The organism is Vogesella urethralis, assembly GCF_007644045.2.
Taxonomy (GTDB): Bacteria; Pseudomonadota; Gammaproteobacteria; order Burkholderiales; family Chromobacteriaceae; genus Vogesella; species Vogesella urethralis.
In genome coordinates, this window is the sequence record NZ_VMDW02000075.1 from 124,130 (window position 1) to 140,347 (window position 16,218).

Sequence of the window (16,218 nt, forward strand, 5' to 3'; positions counted from 1 at the left end):
AGGTTGGCCGCAAGGAGCGAGCATGAATGACACAAGCGCATCGGATGGCGACATCGCCACTGTCTGCTGTTACTGCGGTACCGGTTGTGGCGTGCGGGTAAGCCCGCAGCCGGATGGCAGTCTCCGGGTGGTGGGCGATGCGCAGCACCCGGCCAACTTCGGCCGCCTGTGCAGCAAGGGCCGTACGCTGGGGCAGAGCGTGGGCGTGGCCGGCAGCCGCCTGCTGCAGCCACAGCTGCGCACCGGCAAGGACGAAGCGCGCCAGCCGCTAAGCTGGGACAGCGCGCTGGACGCGGTCAGCAGCCGGCTCGCCACCACCCTTGCCGAGCATGGCCCGGACGCGGTGGGCTTTTACCTGTCCGGCCAGCTGCTGACCGAAGACTACTACCTGTTCAACAAGCTGGCGCGGGCGCTGGTGGGCACCAATAACGTCGATACCAACTCGCGGCTGTGCATGTCCAGTGCGGTCAGCGGTTATAAGCGCACGCTGGGCGCCGACGCGCCACCGGCTTGCTACGAAGACTTCGACCACGCCGGCTGCGTGTTCATCGCCGGCGCCAATATGGCGGTGGCGCACCCGGTGCTGTTCCGCCGGCTGGAGGCGGCGCGTGCGGCCAACCCGGCCATGAAAATCATCGTGGCCGACCCGCGCCGTACCGACACCGCCAGCCTGGCCGACCTGCACCTGCCGGTGTTGCCGGGCACCGACGTGGCGCTGTTCCACGCCATGCTCAACGTGATGATCTGGGAAGACCTGATAGACCGTGACTACATCGCGCAGCACACCGCGGGCTTTGCCGCGCTGCGGGCGCGCTTGCGTGAGTACACGCCGCGCGCCGCCAGCCAGCTGTGCGGCGTGCACGAAGACGACATCGTCACCGCCGCGCGCTGGTTTGCCGCCAGCCCGGCCACGCTGTCCTGCTACACCATGGGGCTGAACCAGTACAGCAACGGCAGCGACAAGAACGCGGCGCTGATCCACCTGCACCTGGCCACCGGCCACATCGGCCGCCCCGGCGCCGGGCCGTTTTCGCTGACCGGCCAGCCCAACGCCATGGGCGGGCGCGAGGTAGGCGCGCTGGCCACGCTGCTGCCAGGGCACCGCGACCCGGCCAGTGCTGCCGACCGTGCCGAGTTGGCCGCGTTGTGGGGTGTGCCGGCGCTGCCGGCCAACCCCGGTCTGCCGGCCGTGGCGCTGTTCGAGGCTGCCGCCGCCGGGCGTATCAAGGTGTTGTGGATCGCCTGCACCGACCCGGCGTTTTCGCTGCCGGACCAGGCGCTGGTGCGTGCCGCCTTGCAGAAAGTGGAGTGCGTCATCGTGCAGGAAGCGTTTGCCAGCAGCCACACCCTACCGTTTGCCGACATCGTGCTACCGGCCGCCACCTGGCCGGAAAAAGACGGCACCGTCACCAACAGCGAGCGCCGCATCAGCCGCGTGCGTGCCGCGCTGCCACCGGCGGGGCAGGCGCGCGAGGACTGGCGCATCGTGGCCGACGTGGCGCAGCGCCTGGCTGCCTGCATTGCCCCGGAGCGGGCGGGCTTGTTTAGGTTTGCCGACGTGGCCGCCGTGTTTGCCGAGCACGCTGCCACCACCGCCGGGCGTGACCTCGACTACAGCCGGCTGGACTACGCGCTGCTGGACCGGCTGGGGCCGCAGCAATGGCCGTTTGACGGCCAGCTTGGCCGCAGCAGGCTGTACGGCGATGGCGTCTACCCCACGCCCGATGGCCGCGCCCGCTTTGCCGACATCGGCTGGCAGCCGCCGGCCGACAAGGTGTCGGCGCACTTCCCGCTGCGCTTGACTACCGGCCGCCTGCGCGACCACTGGCACAGCATGAGCCGTACTGCACTGGTGCCGGGTCTGACCCGCCACCAAACGTTGCCGCAGCTGGCGATGCACCCGCGGGACATGGCCCGCCACGGTGTGCAGGCCGGCATGCTGGCCACGCTGCGCAACAAGCGCGGCAGCGCGGTACTGCCGGTGGTAGCCGACGAGGGCCTGCGCCCCGGCGTGGTATTCGTGCCGATGCATTGGGGCAGCGCCACGCTGGGCGGCCATGGCATCAATGCGCTGACCAGCCGCGCGGTGGACCCGCATTCGCAGCAGCCGGAGCTGAAGTTGGCCGCGGTCAGTGTGGCCCCGGCACGGCTGCCGTGGCGGGCTTCTTTGCAGCTATTGGGCGATGCGGCCAACTTGCGGCCGCGGCTGGACACGCTGCGCGCGGCGTTCCCTTACGCGGTGGCGGTGGCCATCAGCCTGGACGGCAAGCCCGGCCTGCAGCTGGAGCTGGCCGCGGCCGAGGCGCCGCCACCAGACGTATTGCAGCAGCTGGCCAGCGTGCTGCAGCCAGCCGGCGCCGTGCTGGCCGCGTTCGACGACCCGGCGCGCGGGGTGCTGCGCCGTGTGTGGCTGGCCGGGCGTACGCCGCTGGGCTATCTGCTGGCCGGCGACACGGCCACCGCCCCGGCCTTGGGGGCGTGGCTGGATGGCGGCGCCGCGCCGGCCAGCCTGGCGGCGCTGCTGCAGGGCAGGGCGGGCGGGCCGGCGCTGGCACGGGTGGTGTGCAGCTGCGAGGGCGTGCGTGAAGACGCCATCGTGGCCGGCGCGGCGCGCGGGCTGGACGTGGCCGGCCTGCAGCGCGAGCTGCGTTGCGGCACTGGCTGCGGCAGCTGCGTACCGGAGCTGAAGCGCTTGTGTCAGCGTGCGACGGTGTAAGTACCGGATATGGCTATTTGGTTATAAGAAAACGGTCTGGCAGAACTTTTGGCTTGATGTATCGTGCAAAGCGGCCCGCGCCCCGGGCCCGATGCAGAAAGGAAAGCAGCATGAGTGGCAAAGTATGGTTGATCGGCGCCGGCCCCGGCGATGCGGAATTGCTGACGCTGAAGGCGTTGCGCGTGCTGCAGGCCTGTGACGTCTGGCTGGTGGACGACCTGGTGGGGCGCGACATTCTGGATTTTGCCCGCCCCGGCACGCGTATTGTGCCGGTGGGCAAGCGCGGGGGCTGCAAGTCCACGCCGCAGGCCTTCATACTGCGGCTGATGGCGCGCTACGCCCGCCAAGGGCGGCAGGTGGCGCGGCTGAAAGGCGGCGACCCGTTCATCTTCGGCCGTGGCGGGGAGGAATGGGCATGGCTGGCCGAGCGCGGCGTGGCGGTAGAGGCCGTCAACGGTATTACCGCCGGTTTTGCCGCCGGTGCCGACCTGGGCCTGCCGCTGACCCACCGTGGTGTGGCGCGGGGCGTGGCGCTGGTCACCGCACACACGCAGGACGGCAGCCAGCCGGATTGGGTGGCCCTGGCGCACAGCCGGCTGACTGTGGTCTGTTACATGGGCATGGCCGGCTTGCCGCAGCTGGTGCCGCAGCTGCTGGCCGCCGGTTTTGCGGCCAACTTGCCGGTGGCGGTGGTGCACCGCGCCGGCTGCCGTGAGCAGCAGCACCTAGTCACCACACTGGCGCATCTGCAAGCCGACGTGGCCGCCAGCGGCCTGGCCAGCCCGGCGGTGATCATTCTGGGCGAGGTGGTGGCGCACGCGATGCAGCTGGCGTTGCCGGCTGCGGAGGCGGGTAGTGCGGTAGCGTGACGGCAGAGATGGGGCATTCAATTCATGATTGTTGGCCGCAGGTAACAGTGTTTACATAATTGGCAGGTAAATTGCCGGCTTGTGTTTGAAACCACTTCATCATCAACCGGAGTTTTACCGTGCTGAATAAAAAACTGCTTGCTGCTGCTGTTGCTTCTACCCTGATCGCCCCGTTTGCCCTGGCGGACGTTACCATCTACGGCACCATGAACGCTTCCGTGGAAAACGTGAAGGCTGATGGCGCCACCAATGCAGCCAACAACCTGGGTTCGGTTAACCGCCTGAGCTCCAACACCACCAAGCTGGGCTTCAAGGGTACTGACGATCTGGGCGACGGCATGAAGGCGCTGTGGCAGATCGAGCAAGAAGTCTCCATCGACGACGGCGGTACCCGCAAAGGCACTTTTGCCACCCGTAACAGCTTTGTTGGCGTGGAAGGCGGTTTTGGCCGCATCCTGCTGGGTAACAACGACACCGTTTACAAGTCGATCGCCAAGGCTGGCATGGTCAACACCATGGGTGACACCATCGCCGACGTATGCTCTGACAAAGCGGTGTTCTGCCGTGGCGACGCCCGTCTGCAGAACTCCATCCACTACTACACCAAGAACTACAGCGGCTTCCAGGGCGGCGCTTCCTACGGTTTTGACGAAGTCCGTACCACGGTTGGCGGTGCGCGCACCAACAAGGCGCGCTGGAGCCTGGCTGCCAGCTATACCGATGGTGGTCTGAGCGCCGGTTTCGGTTACGACGTTCAGCAGCAAAAGAACGCCGTTGCCGGTAACACCAATCTGGACCAGACCTTCATGAAGCTGTCGCTGGGTTACAAGTTTGGCGATACCAAACTGGGCCTGGGTTACGAGCACGAGAAGAACGAAAAATCCACCGGTGACCTGAAGCAGTCTGCCTGGGCTGTAGGCGCCGAGCAGAAATTCGGCAAAGTAGCCGTTGGCCTGATCTACGCCACCATGGGTGAGTCCAAGTCGGGCGCCAAGGATGGCGCCGACCAGCTGACCCTGGGCGCTACCTACGATCTGTCCAAGCGCACCCAGACTTACGCTTACTACACTCGCATCACCAACGAAGACGCCGCAACCCGTACCTTCGGCGGTGCCGGCCTGAGCGGTGTGGGCGCCGGCTCCAACCCGACCGGCCTGGGTATCGGTATGAAGGTAAACTTCTAAGCCAAACCTTGCCAATAAGGCAAGCCAGCCTTCGGGCTGGCTTTTTTATTGAGACTGGTTAGCAGGCAGGTTTGGTCCGGGTGATTGGGTGTTGATGGCAATCCTGTGGCTGGTTTTGGTTGTTATGGATAGTTTTATTGCACATTTTTGTATCTTTGCTGCCGTGGTCTGGCGCTGCGGCGCCAATGTGTTACTTTTATCGACGGATACCCCGTGTACTGCACCTTGCGCAGTGCCAGACGTTAGAGAGAGAAACCACAAGATCATGTTTGCACACGTTGAAGCCTATGCAGGCGACCCCATCCTCACCCTGGTGGAAACCTTCAACAAGGACAGCCGCAGCCCGAAAGTGAACCTGGGCATCGGCCTGTACTACGACGAGGAAGGCCGCATTCCGCTGCTGCCGTCGGTGCAGAAAGCCGAAGCGCGCCGCGTGGCCGAAGCCGGCCCGCGCAGCTACCAGCCGATGGAAGGTGCGGCCAACTACCGCACCGCCGTACAGCAGCTGCTGTGGGGTGCCGAGCACGAAGCTGTGCAGGCTGGCCGCATTGCCACCATCCAGACCATTGGCGGCTCCGGCGCGCTGAAAATCGGTGCCGATCTGCTGAAGCGCTACTTCCCGCAAGCGGAAGTCTGGGTGAGTGCCCCCACTTGGGATAACCACCGCGCCATGTTTGAAGGCGCCGGTTTCACCGTGCACGACTACCCGTACTACGACGCTGCCACGGGCGGTGTGAAGTTTGACGACATGATCGCCTGCTTCAACCAGCTGCCGGCCAAAACCATCGTGCTGCTGCACCCGTGCTGCCACAACCCTACCGGCGTGGATCTGGACAATGACCAGTGGCGCAAGGTGATTGAGGTAGTCAAAGTACGCGACCTGCTGCCGTTCATGGACATCGCCTACCAGGGCTTTGGCGATAGCCTGGACGACGACGCCTTTGCCATCCGCGCCATGACCGAAGCCGGCGTCAGCTTTGTGGTGAGCAACTCGTTCTCCAAAAACCTGTCGTTCTACGGCGAGCGCTGTGGCGGCCTGTCGGTGGTGTGCGGCACGGCCGAAGAAGCCGGCCGTGTACTGGGCCAGATGAAGGCCACCGTACGCCGCAACTATTCCAGCCCGCCGACGCACGGTGGCCAGGTGACTGCCATCGTGATGAACGACGCCGCGCTGCGTGCCGAATGGGAAGGCGAAGTGACCGAAATGCGCGTGCGCATCAAGGCTATGCGCCAGAAGCTGTACGAAGTGCTCACCGCCAAGGTGCCGGGGCGCGATTTCAGCTACTTCATCAAACAGCGCGGCATGTTCAGCTACACCGGCTTGAGCCCGGAGCAGGTAGACCGCCTGCGTGAAGAGTTTGCCGTGTACCTGGTGCGCTCCGGCCGCATGTGCGTGGCCGGCCTGAACAGCCGCAACGTCGAGTACGTGGCCGATGCGATGGCCGAGGTGCTGAAGGGCTGAGCCCGCCGTTAGCCTGGCCAAGGAACCCCGCCGCAGAGGCGGGGTTTTTTGTGTTTTTATTATTGCTATTTGCTATGCGATAGTAAATTTCCATTGCTTCCATTAAATCAATTCAATAGTCATGGCGGCCGCAGGCAACTATGCTGATCTCACCAAGTCAGACCGATACCCCAAGCAAGGAGAGACAGCATGAGCAACGAACAGAAATGCCCCTTCCACCGCGCCTCTGCCACCAAAGCCACCTTCGGCGCCCGCGCCAACCGTGACTGGTGGCCCAACCAGCTCAACCTGGGCATCCTGCATCAGCACGCGCCGGCGTCCAACCCGCTTGGCGACGATTTCGATTACGCCGAGGCCTTCCAGCAGCTGGACCTGGCCGCAGTGAAGAAGGACCTGTACGCGCTGATGACCACCTCGCAAGCGTGGTGGCCGGCCGACTGGGGCCACTACGGCGGCTTGTTCATCCGCATGGCCTGGCATAGTGCCGGCACCTACCGCACGGCAGACGGTCGCGGTGGTGGTGGCACCGGCAACCAGCGTTTTGCCCCGCTGAACAGCTGGCCCGATAACGGCAACCTGGACAAAGCCCGCCGCCTGCTGTGGCCGATCAAGCAAAAGTACGGCAACCAGCTGTCGTGGGCCGATTTGATGATTCTGGCCGGCAACTGTGCGCTGGAATCGATGGGCTTCAAGACCTTCGGCTTCGGCGGCGGCCGTGCCGACATCTGGCAGCCGGAAGAAGACATCTACTGGGGCAGCGAAAAAGCATGGCTGGCCACCAGCGACAAGGAAAACAGCCGCTACAGCGGTAACCGCGAGCTGGATAACCCGTTGGCCGCCGTGCAGATGGGCCTGATCTACGTTAACCCGGAAGGCCCGGACGGCAACCCCGACCCGGTAGCCAGTGGCCGCGACGTACGCGAAACCTTTGCCCGTATGGCGATGAACGACGAAGAAACCGTGGCGCTGGTGGCCGGCGGCCACACCTTCGGCAAGGCGCACGGTGCTGGCGACCCCAGCCTGGTGGGCCCGGAGCCGGAAGCCGCCCCGCTGGAAGCGATGGGCCTGGGCTGGATCAACCAGTTCGGCAGCGGCAAGGGCGTGCATACCACCACCAGCGGCATCGAAGGTGCGTGGAAACCCAACCCCACCACCTGGGATAACGGCTACTTCGACATGCTGTTCGGCTACGAGTGGGAGCTGACCAAGAGCCCGGCCGGTGCCCACCAGTGGGTTGCCAAGGACGTGAAGCCGGAGCACATGATTCCGGACGCGCACGACCCGAGCAAAAATCACCCGCCGATGATGACCACGGCCGACCTGAGCCTGCGCTTCGACCCGGTCTACGAGCCGATTTCGCGCCGCTTCCATCAGGACCCGCAAGCGTTTGCCGATGCCTTTGCCCGCGCCTGGTTCAAGCTGACGCACCGCGACATGGGCCCGAAAGCGCTGTACCTGGGGCCGGACGTGCCGGCAGAAGACCTGATCTGGCAAGACCCGATCCCGGCAGTAGACCACGTGCTGGTGGATGACGCCGACGTGGCCGCGCTGAAAGCCGAGGTGCTGGCCAGTGGCCTGAGTGTGGCCGAGCTGGTGGCTACCGCCTGGGCGTCGGCTTCTACCTTCCGCGGTTCCGACAAGCGCGGCGGTGCCAACGGTGCCCGCATCCGCCTGGCGCCGCAGAAAGACTGGGAGGTGAACCAGCCGGCACAACTGGCCCGCGTGCTGGCCGTGCTGGAAGGCATCCAGCAGCGCTTTAACGCGGCACAGCAGGGCGGCAAGAAAGTGTCGCTGGCCGACCTGATCGTGCTGGCCGGTGGTGCCGCCGTCGAGCAGGCTGCCGCTGCCGCCGGCCACGCGGTAACGGTACCGTTTGCTGCAGGCCGTATGGATGCGCTGGCCGAGCAGACCGACGTGGAATCGTTTGCCGTACTGGAGCCGCAGGCCGATGGCTTCCGCAACTACCAGCAGCAGGCGTTCCGCGTGCCGGCCGAGCAGTTGCTGGTAGACAAGGCCCAGCTGCTGAAGCTGAGTGCGCCGGAAATGACAGTACTGGTGGGCGGCCTGCGGGTACTGGGCGCCAACGCCGGTGGTGTGCAGGACGGCGTGTTCACCCAGCGCCCGGGTGTGCTGAGCAACGACTTCTTCGTCAACGTGCTGGACATCGGCACCGTATGGGCGCCGACGTCGGAAGAAGCCAGCCGCTTTGAAGGCCGCGACCGTGATACGGGCGCCGTGAAATGGACTGCCAGCCGCGTTGATCTGGTATTCGGCTCCAACTCGCAGCTGCGGGCGCTGGCCGAGGTGTACGCCCAGCAGGACGGTGAGGCCCGCTTCGTGCGCGACTTCGTCCGCGCCTGGAACAAGGTGATGACGCTGGACCGTTTCGACCTGAAGTAAGCGCTGCTACGCTGCCGCCTGTAGCAACAGGTGGCAGCATTGCCAACAGCAAGGCCCCGCCAGCGGCGGGGCCTTGTGCTTTGCCATGCGGCCAACCTTGGCGGTGATAGGCCAAGGTTGGCCGCCGCCGCGCTAGCTGCGGGTCAGCAGATACACCGCTACGGCGGCTAACACTGCCGGCACCGCAAACACCAGCAGCATGATGGGCAGCTCCTCGCGCAGCGTGTAGCCGGCGTGGCTGACGCCTACCCACATATTCACCAGCGCCAAGATTAGCCAGGCTGGCACAAAAGCTTTCGCCGCCAGCGCCATGGCGGCCGTACTGGCGCCCCATAACCAGCCAAACAGCACAAACAGGCCCAGCAGCCCGAAGCCGCCGGCGATGACCAGAATGACGTGCATGTTTTCTCCTTAATCACTTGTGCCGGCTGGCCAGCTGAACACCGACAGGTTGGCCGCAATGTCCTTGCCGGCGTAGGGCGGGAACACGTCTATTTCGGCGTCGCTGCGGCCCAGCAATATCCCCTTGCGGTTGGAGAGGGCTTCGAAACCAGCCTTGCCGTAGTACTTGCCCATACCGGAATAACCCACGCCGCCAAACGGCAGGCTGTCTATCCAGCAGTGCAGATTGGTCTGGTTGATGCAGCCGCCGCCAAACGACAACGTGCCCAGAAAGCTTTCTACGGTAGGGGCGTGCTCGCTGAACAAGTAGGCCGCCAGTGGTTTGGGTTTGCGCGCAATCTGCGCCAGCACGCTGTCCAGCTCGTCGTACACCAGTACCGGCAGCACCGGGCCGAAGATTTCCTGCTGCATGGCCGGGTCGTCCCAGCTGGCGGGTACAGCACCGTCGGCTCCACGTAGCGCGCCGCCACGTCGTAACGGCCGCCGTGCACCACCTTGTCTGGCTGGATGTAGCCAGCCACGCGTTCGGTGTCGTGTTCGGAGATCATGCGGGCGAAGTCCGGGCTGTGCTGCGGGTCGTTGCCGTACATGCGCACGATGGCGGCTTTCAGCTCCGGGATGAAGGCGTCGGCCACGCTGCGCTGCACGCACACATAGCCGGGCGCGATGCACCATTGGCCGGAGATGGCGTTGTGGCCCCAGGCAATGCGCTCCGCGGCGATGCGCAAATTGGCGGTTTCGTCCACGATGGTGGGGTTCTGGCCGCCCAGCTCCAGTATGACCGGCGTCAGGTGCTCGGCGGCGGCGCGCATCACCACCTTGCCGACGCTGGCGCTGCCGGTAAAGAAAATGAAGTCGAAGGGCAGGGCGAGCAGTGCGCCGATTTCCTCGCGCCCGCCGGTGACGATGCTGACCGCCTCCGGCGCAAAGTACTGCGCTATCAGCGTGGCCAGCAGTGCGGCGACAGTGGGTGTGGTGTTGGCCGGCTTCAGGATCACGGTATTGCCTGCTGCCAGCGCGGCGATGGCCGGGTCCAGCAGTAGCAGGATGGGTGCGTTGAACGGGCCGATCACCAGGCAGCTGCCATAGGGTTCCTTGTAGATCATGCCGCGGTGGCCGCTGGCTGCCAGCCCCGGCGGTATGGCTACCGGTTCGGGTGCCATCAGCGTGGCCAGGTGGGTGCGGTAGTAGTCGATTACCCCCAGCGGCACGCTGATTTCAAACTGTTGCTCGAATGGTGGCTTGTGAAAGTCCTGGTATAACGCATCGCACAGCGCTGCCTGGTTGTCTTGCAGCAGGCGGGTCATGCGGTCCAGTTGATCCAGCCGCCAGGCGGCGCTCTTGCTGCCGTCGCTGGCAAAAAAGGCTTGCTGGGTATCCAGCATAGGTTGGTACGGGTTCATGGCGGGCTCCAGAGTGGGCCCGGCCCTCGCGGGCCGGGGAGGTGCGTGCCGTGGGGCGGGGCTTACTTGGTGGTGTAGCCGCCATTGATCAGGATGGTCTGCCCGGTGACCCACCAGCCGTCGCTAACCAGGTGGCGGATGAACGGCACCACGTCGTGGATGTCGGTCAGCCCGGTTGGCGAAAACGGCGATAGCGCGGCGGCAGTCTTGTGGTACGCCACCGCCTCTTCGCCTTCTGCCGGGTAGAAGAACGGGGTGTCCATCGGGCCGGGGCCGACCGCCGTCACCGAAATACCACGGGCGCCAAACTCTTTGGCGGCGGCGCGGGTGAAGTGCTCTACCGGCGCCTTGGTGCCAGCGTACGAGGCATAGAACGGCGTGAAGGCGCCCAATAGTGAGGTGACGATGGTGCACACCTTACCGTTGTCGTTCAGCTGCTTGCCGGCTTCTTTCAGAAAGAAGAACGCCGACTTGGCGTTGACGGCACTCATCTCGTCGTACTCGGCCTCGCTGATGTCCACCAACGGCTTTTTCAGTACCTTGCCTACGGTATTGATGGCAATGTCGGGGCGGCCAACGGCGGCTACGGTGTCAGCAAACAGCTTTTCGATCGCTGCGGCGCTGGTCAGGTCGCCCTGCAGGGTGACGGCCTGGGCGCCGGCGGCACGTACCGCGCTGGCCGTGGCTTCGGCGTCGGCAGCGCTGGCGGGCGAGTTGTAATGGATGGCAACGGCCTTGGCACCGTGTGCAGCCAGGTCGCGGGCCAGCAGGCCGCCCAGGTTTTTGGCGCCGCCGGCGATCAGGACAACCTTGCCGTGAATACTGTGCAGATCTGACATGTGAAGCTCCTTGTGACGCTGTGGTGGGAGCTCTCAGTATCAATTGATTGCAATAGCACAATAAACAAGTAGTATCGGATTTGTTTATCCGCAAATCACAAACAATGGACCGTATTGATCAATTACGCGTGTTCTTGCGTATCAAGGAAAGTGGCAGTTTTGCCCTGGCGGCAGACCAATTGGGTATGCCGCGTGCTACGGTGTCGCAAGCGCTGCGCCAGTTGGAAGAACGGCTTGGGGTGCGTCTGTTTCATCGCACCACGCGCCAGGTAAGCCTCACCGCCGATGGCGAGGCGTTGGCCGAGCGGGCCGCCGCGCTGGTGGTGGACATGGCCGAGCTGGAGCAGCAGTTTCGCCCGCAGGATGAACTGGTCTCCGGTCGCTTGCGGGTGGACGTGCCCAGCCGCATTGCCCGGCGCTTGCTGGCGCCGGCACTACCGGGTTTTCTGGCGCGCTACCCGCAGTTGCAGGTGGAGCTGGGCAGCAGTGACCGCATGGTCGATCTGGTGCGCGAAGGCGTGGACTGCGCGCTGCGGGTGGGTGAGGTGCAGAACGATAGCCTGGTAGCGCGGCCGCTGGGCTATTTTGCGATGGTGAACTGCGCCAGCCCGGCCTACCTGGCCGAGCATGGCGTGCCGCACAGCGTGGCCGATCTGGCCGGGCAGGTGATGGTGGGTTATGTGTCGCGCAGCAGTGGCCGCCAGGCGCCGTGGTGCTGGCAGGAAGGGGATGTCGAACGCAGCATGCTGCTGTCGGTACGCGCCAGCGCCGATAACGCCGAGACCTATATCGCCTGCGCGCTGGCGGGGCTGGGGCTGATCCAGGTGCCGCGCTACGATGTGGCGCACCATCTGGCCAGCGGCGCCTTGCAGGAAGTGTTGCCGCAGGCGCGCCCGGCGCCGTTGCCGGTGCACCTGGTTTACCCGCACCGTCGTCAGTTGTCGCGCCGGGTGCAGCTGTTTCACGGCTGGGTGCAGTCGGTGCTACAGCAGCGTACCGACGCGATGCGGCCACCGGCACAGCCGTAGCGCTTGTTAACGCAGCAAGGCCCCGCTAATGGCGGGGCCTTGTGCTGTGCCATGCGGCCAGCCTTGGGGTGATACGCCAAGGTTGGCCGCAGCGCGGCGGCCGGTGTTATTGCACCACCGACTTCACTTTCCAGTCGTTGCCTTCCACTTGCGAGATGGTGACCGGCGCGTTTTTCAGGTTGCCGGCGGCGTCAAAGCTGAAGTCGGCAGTCGCGCCTTTGTAAGCGGTCTTGGCAATCAGCGGCAGGAACTTGGCCGGCTCGGTGCTGTTGGCGCGTTTCATCGCGTCGGCCACGATCATCACCCCGTCGTAGAACTGCGGCCCCAGCAGTACCACATCCTGCTTGAAGCGCGCCTTGTAGCGGCTTTCAAAGTCCTTGCCCGCCGGGCGGCTACCCAGTTCGCCACCAGCCACGGCCGAGTAGTGGCCCACGGCATCCGCGCCGGCCAGCTGGATGAAGGTGGGCGTATTCAGCATGTCGCCGCCCATCAGCCTGGCGTTGATGCCCAGGCGCTTCATCTGGCGCGCCATCGGGGCGGCCTGGGCGTCGGCGCCGCCGTAGAAGATCACGTCCGGGTTCTGCGCTTTCAGTGCCGTGAGGATGGCGGTGAAGTCGGTGGCCTTATCGTTGGTGTATTCACGCTTGAACGGTTTTTTGCCCATGCCGGCCAACGCTTTCACAAACTCGTCGGCAATGCCCTGGCCGTAGGCGGTGCGGTCGTCGATGACGGCAATGCGCTGCGCTTTCAGCTGCATCACTGCGTAGCGCCCCAGCGAGCCGCCGATCTGACTATCGCTGCCTACCAAGCGGAAGGTGGTTTTGTAGCCGCTAGTGGTGTAGGCCGGGTTGGTGGACACCGACAGCTGCGGGATGCCGGCGTCGGAATAAATGCGCGACGCGGGGATGGATACGCCGGAGTTGAAGTGGCCGATCACCGCCTTGACGCCAGCGTCTACCAGCCGCTGCGCCACCTGGGTGCCCACGCGCGGGTCGGCCTGGTCGTCTTCCGATACCAGCTCGAACTTCACCTTCTGGCCGGCCACGGTGATCGGCTTGGCATTGAGGTCGTCGATGGCCATGCGGGTGGCGTTTTCGTTGTCCTTGCCGTAATGCGCCTGCGGGCCGGACATCGGCGAGGCAAAGCCGATTTTCACCACGGTGTCGGCAAATGCCGGAGACGACATGGCCAGGACTGCGCCGGCTACCCATACCGCCAGTTGTTGCTGCTTCATGTGTTTACTCCATTTCTCGTTGCAAGGTCCAGGTTGGCCGCAGCGCGGCCCTGTTGCCCGGCGGCTGCCGGGCGGGTGTTGCCGGTAAGACGGCGGTGGCATTGCACGGGGTGTGCCTGCTGGCCGGCTAGCCGGTGTTTTTTTAAAAAATCATTTCAGAACAATGGTTTGTGGTTGTGTGTTGGCGCCGGGTCGATTCTGGCCTTGCACCAATTGCATACAAACGATTGTCAATGATCGATCATCTCGGTGCGCGTGCTCAGAAACGGTTCAGCCGGTACGGCGCCATGTCGATGCCGCAGGGTTGGCCGCCAATCTGCGCGGCCAGTAGGGCGCCGGTGGTGGCCGCCAGCGTCAGGCCCAGGTGGCCGTGGCCGGTGGCAAAGTACAGCCCGGCCACGTCCGGCGCCGGGCCGATCACCGGCACGGTGTCGGGTAGCGACGGCCGGTTGCCCATCCATACGCTCATGTCTTCGTGGCTGAAGTCGCCGACGATGCGCCGCGCCTTGTCCAGCAGGATGTGGGCGCGGCGCCAGTCCGGCGCGGCGTCGCGGTGGGCTAGCTCTACGGTGCCGGCCAAGCGCAGGCCGCCATTGGCCATCGGCAGGATCACAAAGCTTTCGCTGGCGCACTGGATAAAGTGCTGCAGGGCCACGCCGGCCTTGGGCAGCGTGACGTGGTAGCCGCGCTCGCTTTCCAGTGGCAGTCGGTAACGGCCCTGGCGGGCGAAGCGGTCGCTCCACACGCCACAGGCAATCACCACCGCATCGCCGTGCAGCGTGCCGTGGTGTGCGGTGTCCACGCCCTGGCATTGCCCGCCGCCATGCCGTACTTGCAGCACCTCGTCTTGCACAAAGCGGCCGCCGTCACGCATGAAGGCATCAAACAGGCCGCGGCTGAAGGTGTACGGGTCGTCCACGTGCGACCACGCCGGCACGTGCACCGCGTATTGCCATTCGTCTGCGATGCCGGGCGACGCGGCCAACAGCGCGGCGCGGTCCAGGGCTTGCCACGCTACGCCGTGCGCGGCTTTGGCTTGCCAGGCGGGCAGGGCGGCGTGGAACTCGGCCTCGCTGCGGTACAGCGTCAGGTTGCCGTGGCGGCGCCACAGGTGTTGCAGGCCGGCGTGTTCGATCAGTGGCGCGTAGTCGTCGTTGACGCGGTTCAGCAGCGCCGCCAGTGCGCGGGTGAGTTCGGCCACGCGCTGCGGGCGGCTGGCGGCGACAAAGCGCGCCAGCCACGGTGCCAGCGTGGGCAGGTAGCGCCAGCGCACCGCCAGCGGCCCCAGCGGGTCCAGCATCCAACCGGGCACCTTGCGTAGCACGCCAGGCTCGGCCAGCGGGATGACGTCGCTCACTGCAAGTGCACCAGCGTTGCCGTAGCTGGTTTCGCGCGCTGGTTCGCCACGGTCCAGCAGCGTGACGCGGTGGCCGGCCCGCTGCAGTTGCAGCGCGGTGGCAATGCCGACAATGCCGGCACCAGCCACGAGGATGTGTTGGGCGGGCTTGCTCATGTTCAGCCCACCACAAAGCCGTGTACGTACGGGTCGGCATCGTCCAGCAGGATGCGGTTGTAGCCGGTGGTGATGGCCCAGCCGGCAATGCCGGGGATGATGGCCGGGATGCCGGCTACCTCGGTGACGGCCTCGATGGTGCCGGTGAACTGGCTGCCGATCAGGCTTTCGTGTACCAGCACGTCGCCCGGCTGCATCAGGCCGCGGCCAAAGCGCTGCGCCAGCCGCGCCGAGGTGCCGGTGCCGCACGGCGAGCGGTCCAGCGCGGCGGCACCGTACAGCACCGCGTTGGCCGCGTGCGAGCCGGGCTGCTTCGGGGCGCCGGTCCACTGCACGTGGCGCACGCCGCGAATAGTGGGGTCCAGCGGGTGCACGATGTCGTAGTGGGCGTTGATGTAGTCGCGCAGTTCGTTGCCCATCGCCACCAGCTGGCCGGGGGTGTAATCGGCCATGTCGCGGTAGTTTTGCTGCGCTTCCACGATGGGGTAGAAGTTGCCGCCGTAGGCGATATCCACCTGCAGCCGGCCCAGCGCGGCGATTTCCACCTCAACATCGCGCAGCAGCAGGAAGGACGGCACGTTGGTCAGCTTCACCGATTGCACCTTGCGGCCAACCTGGGTGTATTCGGCCACCACCTTGCCGGCGGGGGTGTCCAGATTCAGCACGCCCGGCGTACGCGGCGTCACCAGCTGGTGTTCGATGGCCATGGTGACCACGCCGATGGTGCCGTGGCCGCACATCGGCAGGCAGCCGCTGGTTTCGATGTACAGCACGGCCACGTCGCAGTCGCCGCGGGTGGGCGGGTACAGGAAGGCGCCGGACATCTGGGCGTGGCCGCGTGGCTCGAACATCAGCCCGGTGCGCATCCAGTCGAAGCGGGCCAGGAAGTCCTGCCGCCGCTCGGCCTGGGTGTTGCCTGCCAGTGCCGGCGCGCCCTTGGTCACCAGCCGTACCGGGTTGCCACAGGTGTGGCCATCTATGCATTCAAACTCCGTCACTGCCATTGCCATGCTCCTTTGCTTGCGGTGGCTTCACTGTATGCAGTGGCAGTTTTGAATACAATATTGACGGTAATATTTGTCAAAATGCCACAGCGCTTATGCTGAGCTTTGTTAAGCGATTTCTGTATAAAATAGTAATAAAAACAATGTATTGCTGTGTTGTTGTA

At 65.1% G+C, this 16,218-nt stretch carries 13 protein-coding genes; 6 read left to right on the forward strand and 7 right to left on the reverse strand.

Annotation, left to right across the window (positions count from 1 at the left end; genetic code table 11):
- The first annotated feature begins 22 nt into the window (after positions 1 to 22).
- The 5 genes from FLQ03_RS07660 (at position 23) to katG (ending at position 8,631) form a co-directional block, all read left to right on the forward strand.
- On the forward strand, positions 23 to 2,716 hold the full coding sequence (locus FLQ03_RS07660) for a nitrate reductase (protein WP_144371393.1): 2,694 nt from the start codon (positions 23 to 25) through the stop codon (positions 2,714 to 2,716).
- A gap of 110 nt (positions 2,717 to 2,826) precedes the next feature.
- Positions 2,827 to 3,585: a uroporphyrinogen-III C-methyltransferase gene (cobA, locus tag FLQ03_RS07665; protein ID WP_144371394.1), complete on the forward strand. Its 759-nt coding sequence runs from the start codon at positions 2,827 to 2,829 to the stop codon at positions 3,583 to 3,585.
- A 119-nt stretch (positions 3,586 to 3,704) separates the two neighbouring features.
- Positions 3,705 to 4,769 (forward strand): porin, encoded by a 1,065-nt coding sequence (locus tag FLQ03_RS07670; RefSeq protein ID WP_240802223.1) that lies wholly within the window; start codon positions 3,705 to 3,707, stop codon positions 4,767 to 4,769.
- Between the two features lie 265 nt (positions 4,770 to 5,034).
- Complete coding sequence (locus FLQ03_RS07675) at positions 5,035 to 6,231, forward strand: amino acid aminotransferase (RefSeq protein ID WP_144371395.1); 1,197 nt, start codon at positions 5,035 to 5,037, stop codon at positions 6,229 to 6,231.
- 189 nt (positions 6,232 to 6,420) lie between these two features.
- Positions 6,421 to 8,631 carry a catalase/peroxidase HPI gene (gene katG, locus FLQ03_RS07680; protein ID WP_144371396.1) on the forward strand — a complete coding sequence of 737 codons (2,211 nt, stop codon included), beginning with the start codon at positions 6,421 to 6,423 and terminating at the stop codon, positions 8,629 to 8,631.
- Between the two features lie 132 nt (positions 8,632 to 8,763).
- Here katG and FLQ03_RS07685 read toward each other — a convergent pair whose 3' ends face one another.
- The 4 genes from FLQ03_RS07685 to FLQ03_RS07695 form a co-directional block, all read right to left on the reverse strand.
- Entirely contained in the window at positions 8,764 to 9,033 is a 270-nt protein-coding gene (locus FLQ03_RS07685) for a hypothetical protein (RefSeq protein WP_144371397.1), read from the reverse strand.
- Between the two features lie 9 nt (positions 9,034 to 9,042).
- Positions 9,043 to 9,420, reverse strand: a complete 378-nt coding sequence (locus tag FLQ03_RS19550) for an aldehyde dehydrogenase family protein (protein ID WP_276607762.1) — start codon at positions 9,418 to 9,420, stop codon at positions 9,043 to 9,045.
- Complete coding sequence (locus FLQ03_RS07690; protein ID WP_206210889.1) at positions 9,312 to 10,436, reverse strand: aldehyde dehydrogenase family protein; 1,125 nt, start codon at positions 10,434 to 10,436, stop codon at positions 9,312 to 9,314. Before FLQ03_RS07690 ends, FLQ03_RS19550 begins: the two co-directional genes overlap by 109 nt.
- 62 nt (positions 10,437 to 10,498) lie before the next feature.
- Positions 10,499 to 11,275 (reverse strand): SDR family oxidoreductase, encoded by a 777-nt coding sequence (locus tag FLQ03_RS07695; RefSeq protein WP_144371398.1) that lies wholly within the window; start codon positions 11,273 to 11,275, stop codon positions 10,499 to 10,501.
- A 104-nt stretch (positions 11,276 to 11,379) separates the two neighbouring features.
- On the opposite strand from FLQ03_RS07695, the gene FLQ03_RS07700 reads away from it, so the two are divergent.
- On the forward strand, positions 11,380 to 12,303 hold the full coding sequence (locus FLQ03_RS07700; RefSeq protein ID WP_144371399.1) for a LysR family transcriptional regulator: 924 nt from the start codon (positions 11,380 to 11,382) through the stop codon (positions 12,301 to 12,303).
- A gap of 106 nt (positions 12,304 to 12,409) precedes the next feature.
- On the opposite strand, the gene FLQ03_RS07705 is transcribed toward FLQ03_RS07700, so the two are convergent.
- The 3 genes from FLQ03_RS07705 to FLQ03_RS07715 all read right to left on the reverse strand — a co-directional run bounded on the left by FLQ03_RS07705 (position 12,410) and on the right by FLQ03_RS07715 (position 16,054).
- Positions 12,410 to 13,537: a branched-chain amino acid ABC transporter substrate-binding protein gene (locus tag FLQ03_RS07705; RefSeq protein ID WP_144371400.1), complete on the reverse strand. Its 1,128-nt coding sequence runs from the start codon at positions 13,535 to 13,537 to the stop codon at positions 12,410 to 12,412.
- A 259-nt stretch (positions 13,538 to 13,796) separates the two neighbouring features.
- Positions 13,797 to 15,050, reverse strand: a complete 1,254-nt coding sequence (locus tag FLQ03_RS07710; protein ID WP_144371401.1) for an FAD-dependent oxidoreductase — start codon at positions 15,048 to 15,050, stop codon at positions 13,797 to 13,799.
- A 2-nt stretch (positions 15,051 to 15,052) separates the two neighbouring features.
- Positions 15,053 to 16,054, reverse strand: a complete 1,002-nt coding sequence (locus FLQ03_RS07715) for a 4-hydroxyproline epimerase (protein WP_144371402.1) — start codon at positions 16,052 to 16,054, stop codon at positions 15,053 to 15,055.
- Between the last annotated feature and the right edge of the window lie 164 nt (positions 16,055 to 16,218).

What these genes read in the sequence shown, in the direction of transcription:
- katG (WP_144371396.1), top strand. Translation starts at nt 6,421, where the DNA reads ATGAGCAACGAACAGAAATGCCCCTTCCACCGCGCCTCTGCCACCAAA.
- FLQ03_RS07690 (WP_206210889.1), bottom strand. Translation starts at nt 10,436, where the DNA reads ATGAACCCGTACCAACCTATGCTGGATACCCAGCAAGCCTTTTTTGCC.
- FLQ03_RS07705 (WP_144371400.1), bottom strand. Translation starts at nt 13,537, where the DNA reads ATGAAGCAGCAACAACTGGCGGTATGGGTAGCCGGCGCAGTCCTGGCC.
- FLQ03_RS07700 (WP_144371399.1), top strand. Translation starts at nt 11,380, where the DNA reads ATGGACCGTATTGATCAATTACGCGTGTTCTTGCGTATCAAGGAAAGT.
- FLQ03_RS07715 (WP_144371402.1), bottom strand. Translation starts at nt 16,054, where the DNA reads ATGGCAGTGACGGAGTTTGAATGCATAGATGGCCACACCTGTGGCAAC.
- FLQ03_RS07710 (WP_144371401.1), bottom strand. Translation starts at nt 15,050, where the DNA reads ATGAGCAAGCCCGCCCAACACATCCTCGTGGCTGGTGCCGGCATTGTC.
- FLQ03_RS07695 (WP_144371398.1), bottom strand. Translation starts at nt 11,275, where the DNA reads ATGTCAGATCTGCACAGTATTCACGGCAAGGTTGTCCTGATCGCCGGC.
- FLQ03_RS07685 (WP_144371397.1), bottom strand. Translation starts at nt 9,033, where the DNA reads ATGCACGTCATTCTGGTCATCGCCGGCGGCTTCGGGCTGCTGGGCCTG.
- FLQ03_RS07660 (WP_144371393.1), top strand. Translation starts at nt 23, where the DNA reads ATGAATGACACAAGCGCATCGGATGGCGACATCGCCACTGTCTGCTGT.
- cobA (WP_144371394.1), top strand. Translation starts at nt 2,827, where the DNA reads ATGAGTGGCAAAGTATGGTTGATCGGCGCCGGCCCCGGCGATGCGGAA.
- FLQ03_RS07675 (WP_144371395.1), top strand. Translation starts at nt 5,035, where the DNA reads ATGTTTGCACACGTTGAAGCCTATGCAGGCGACCCCATCCTCACCCTG.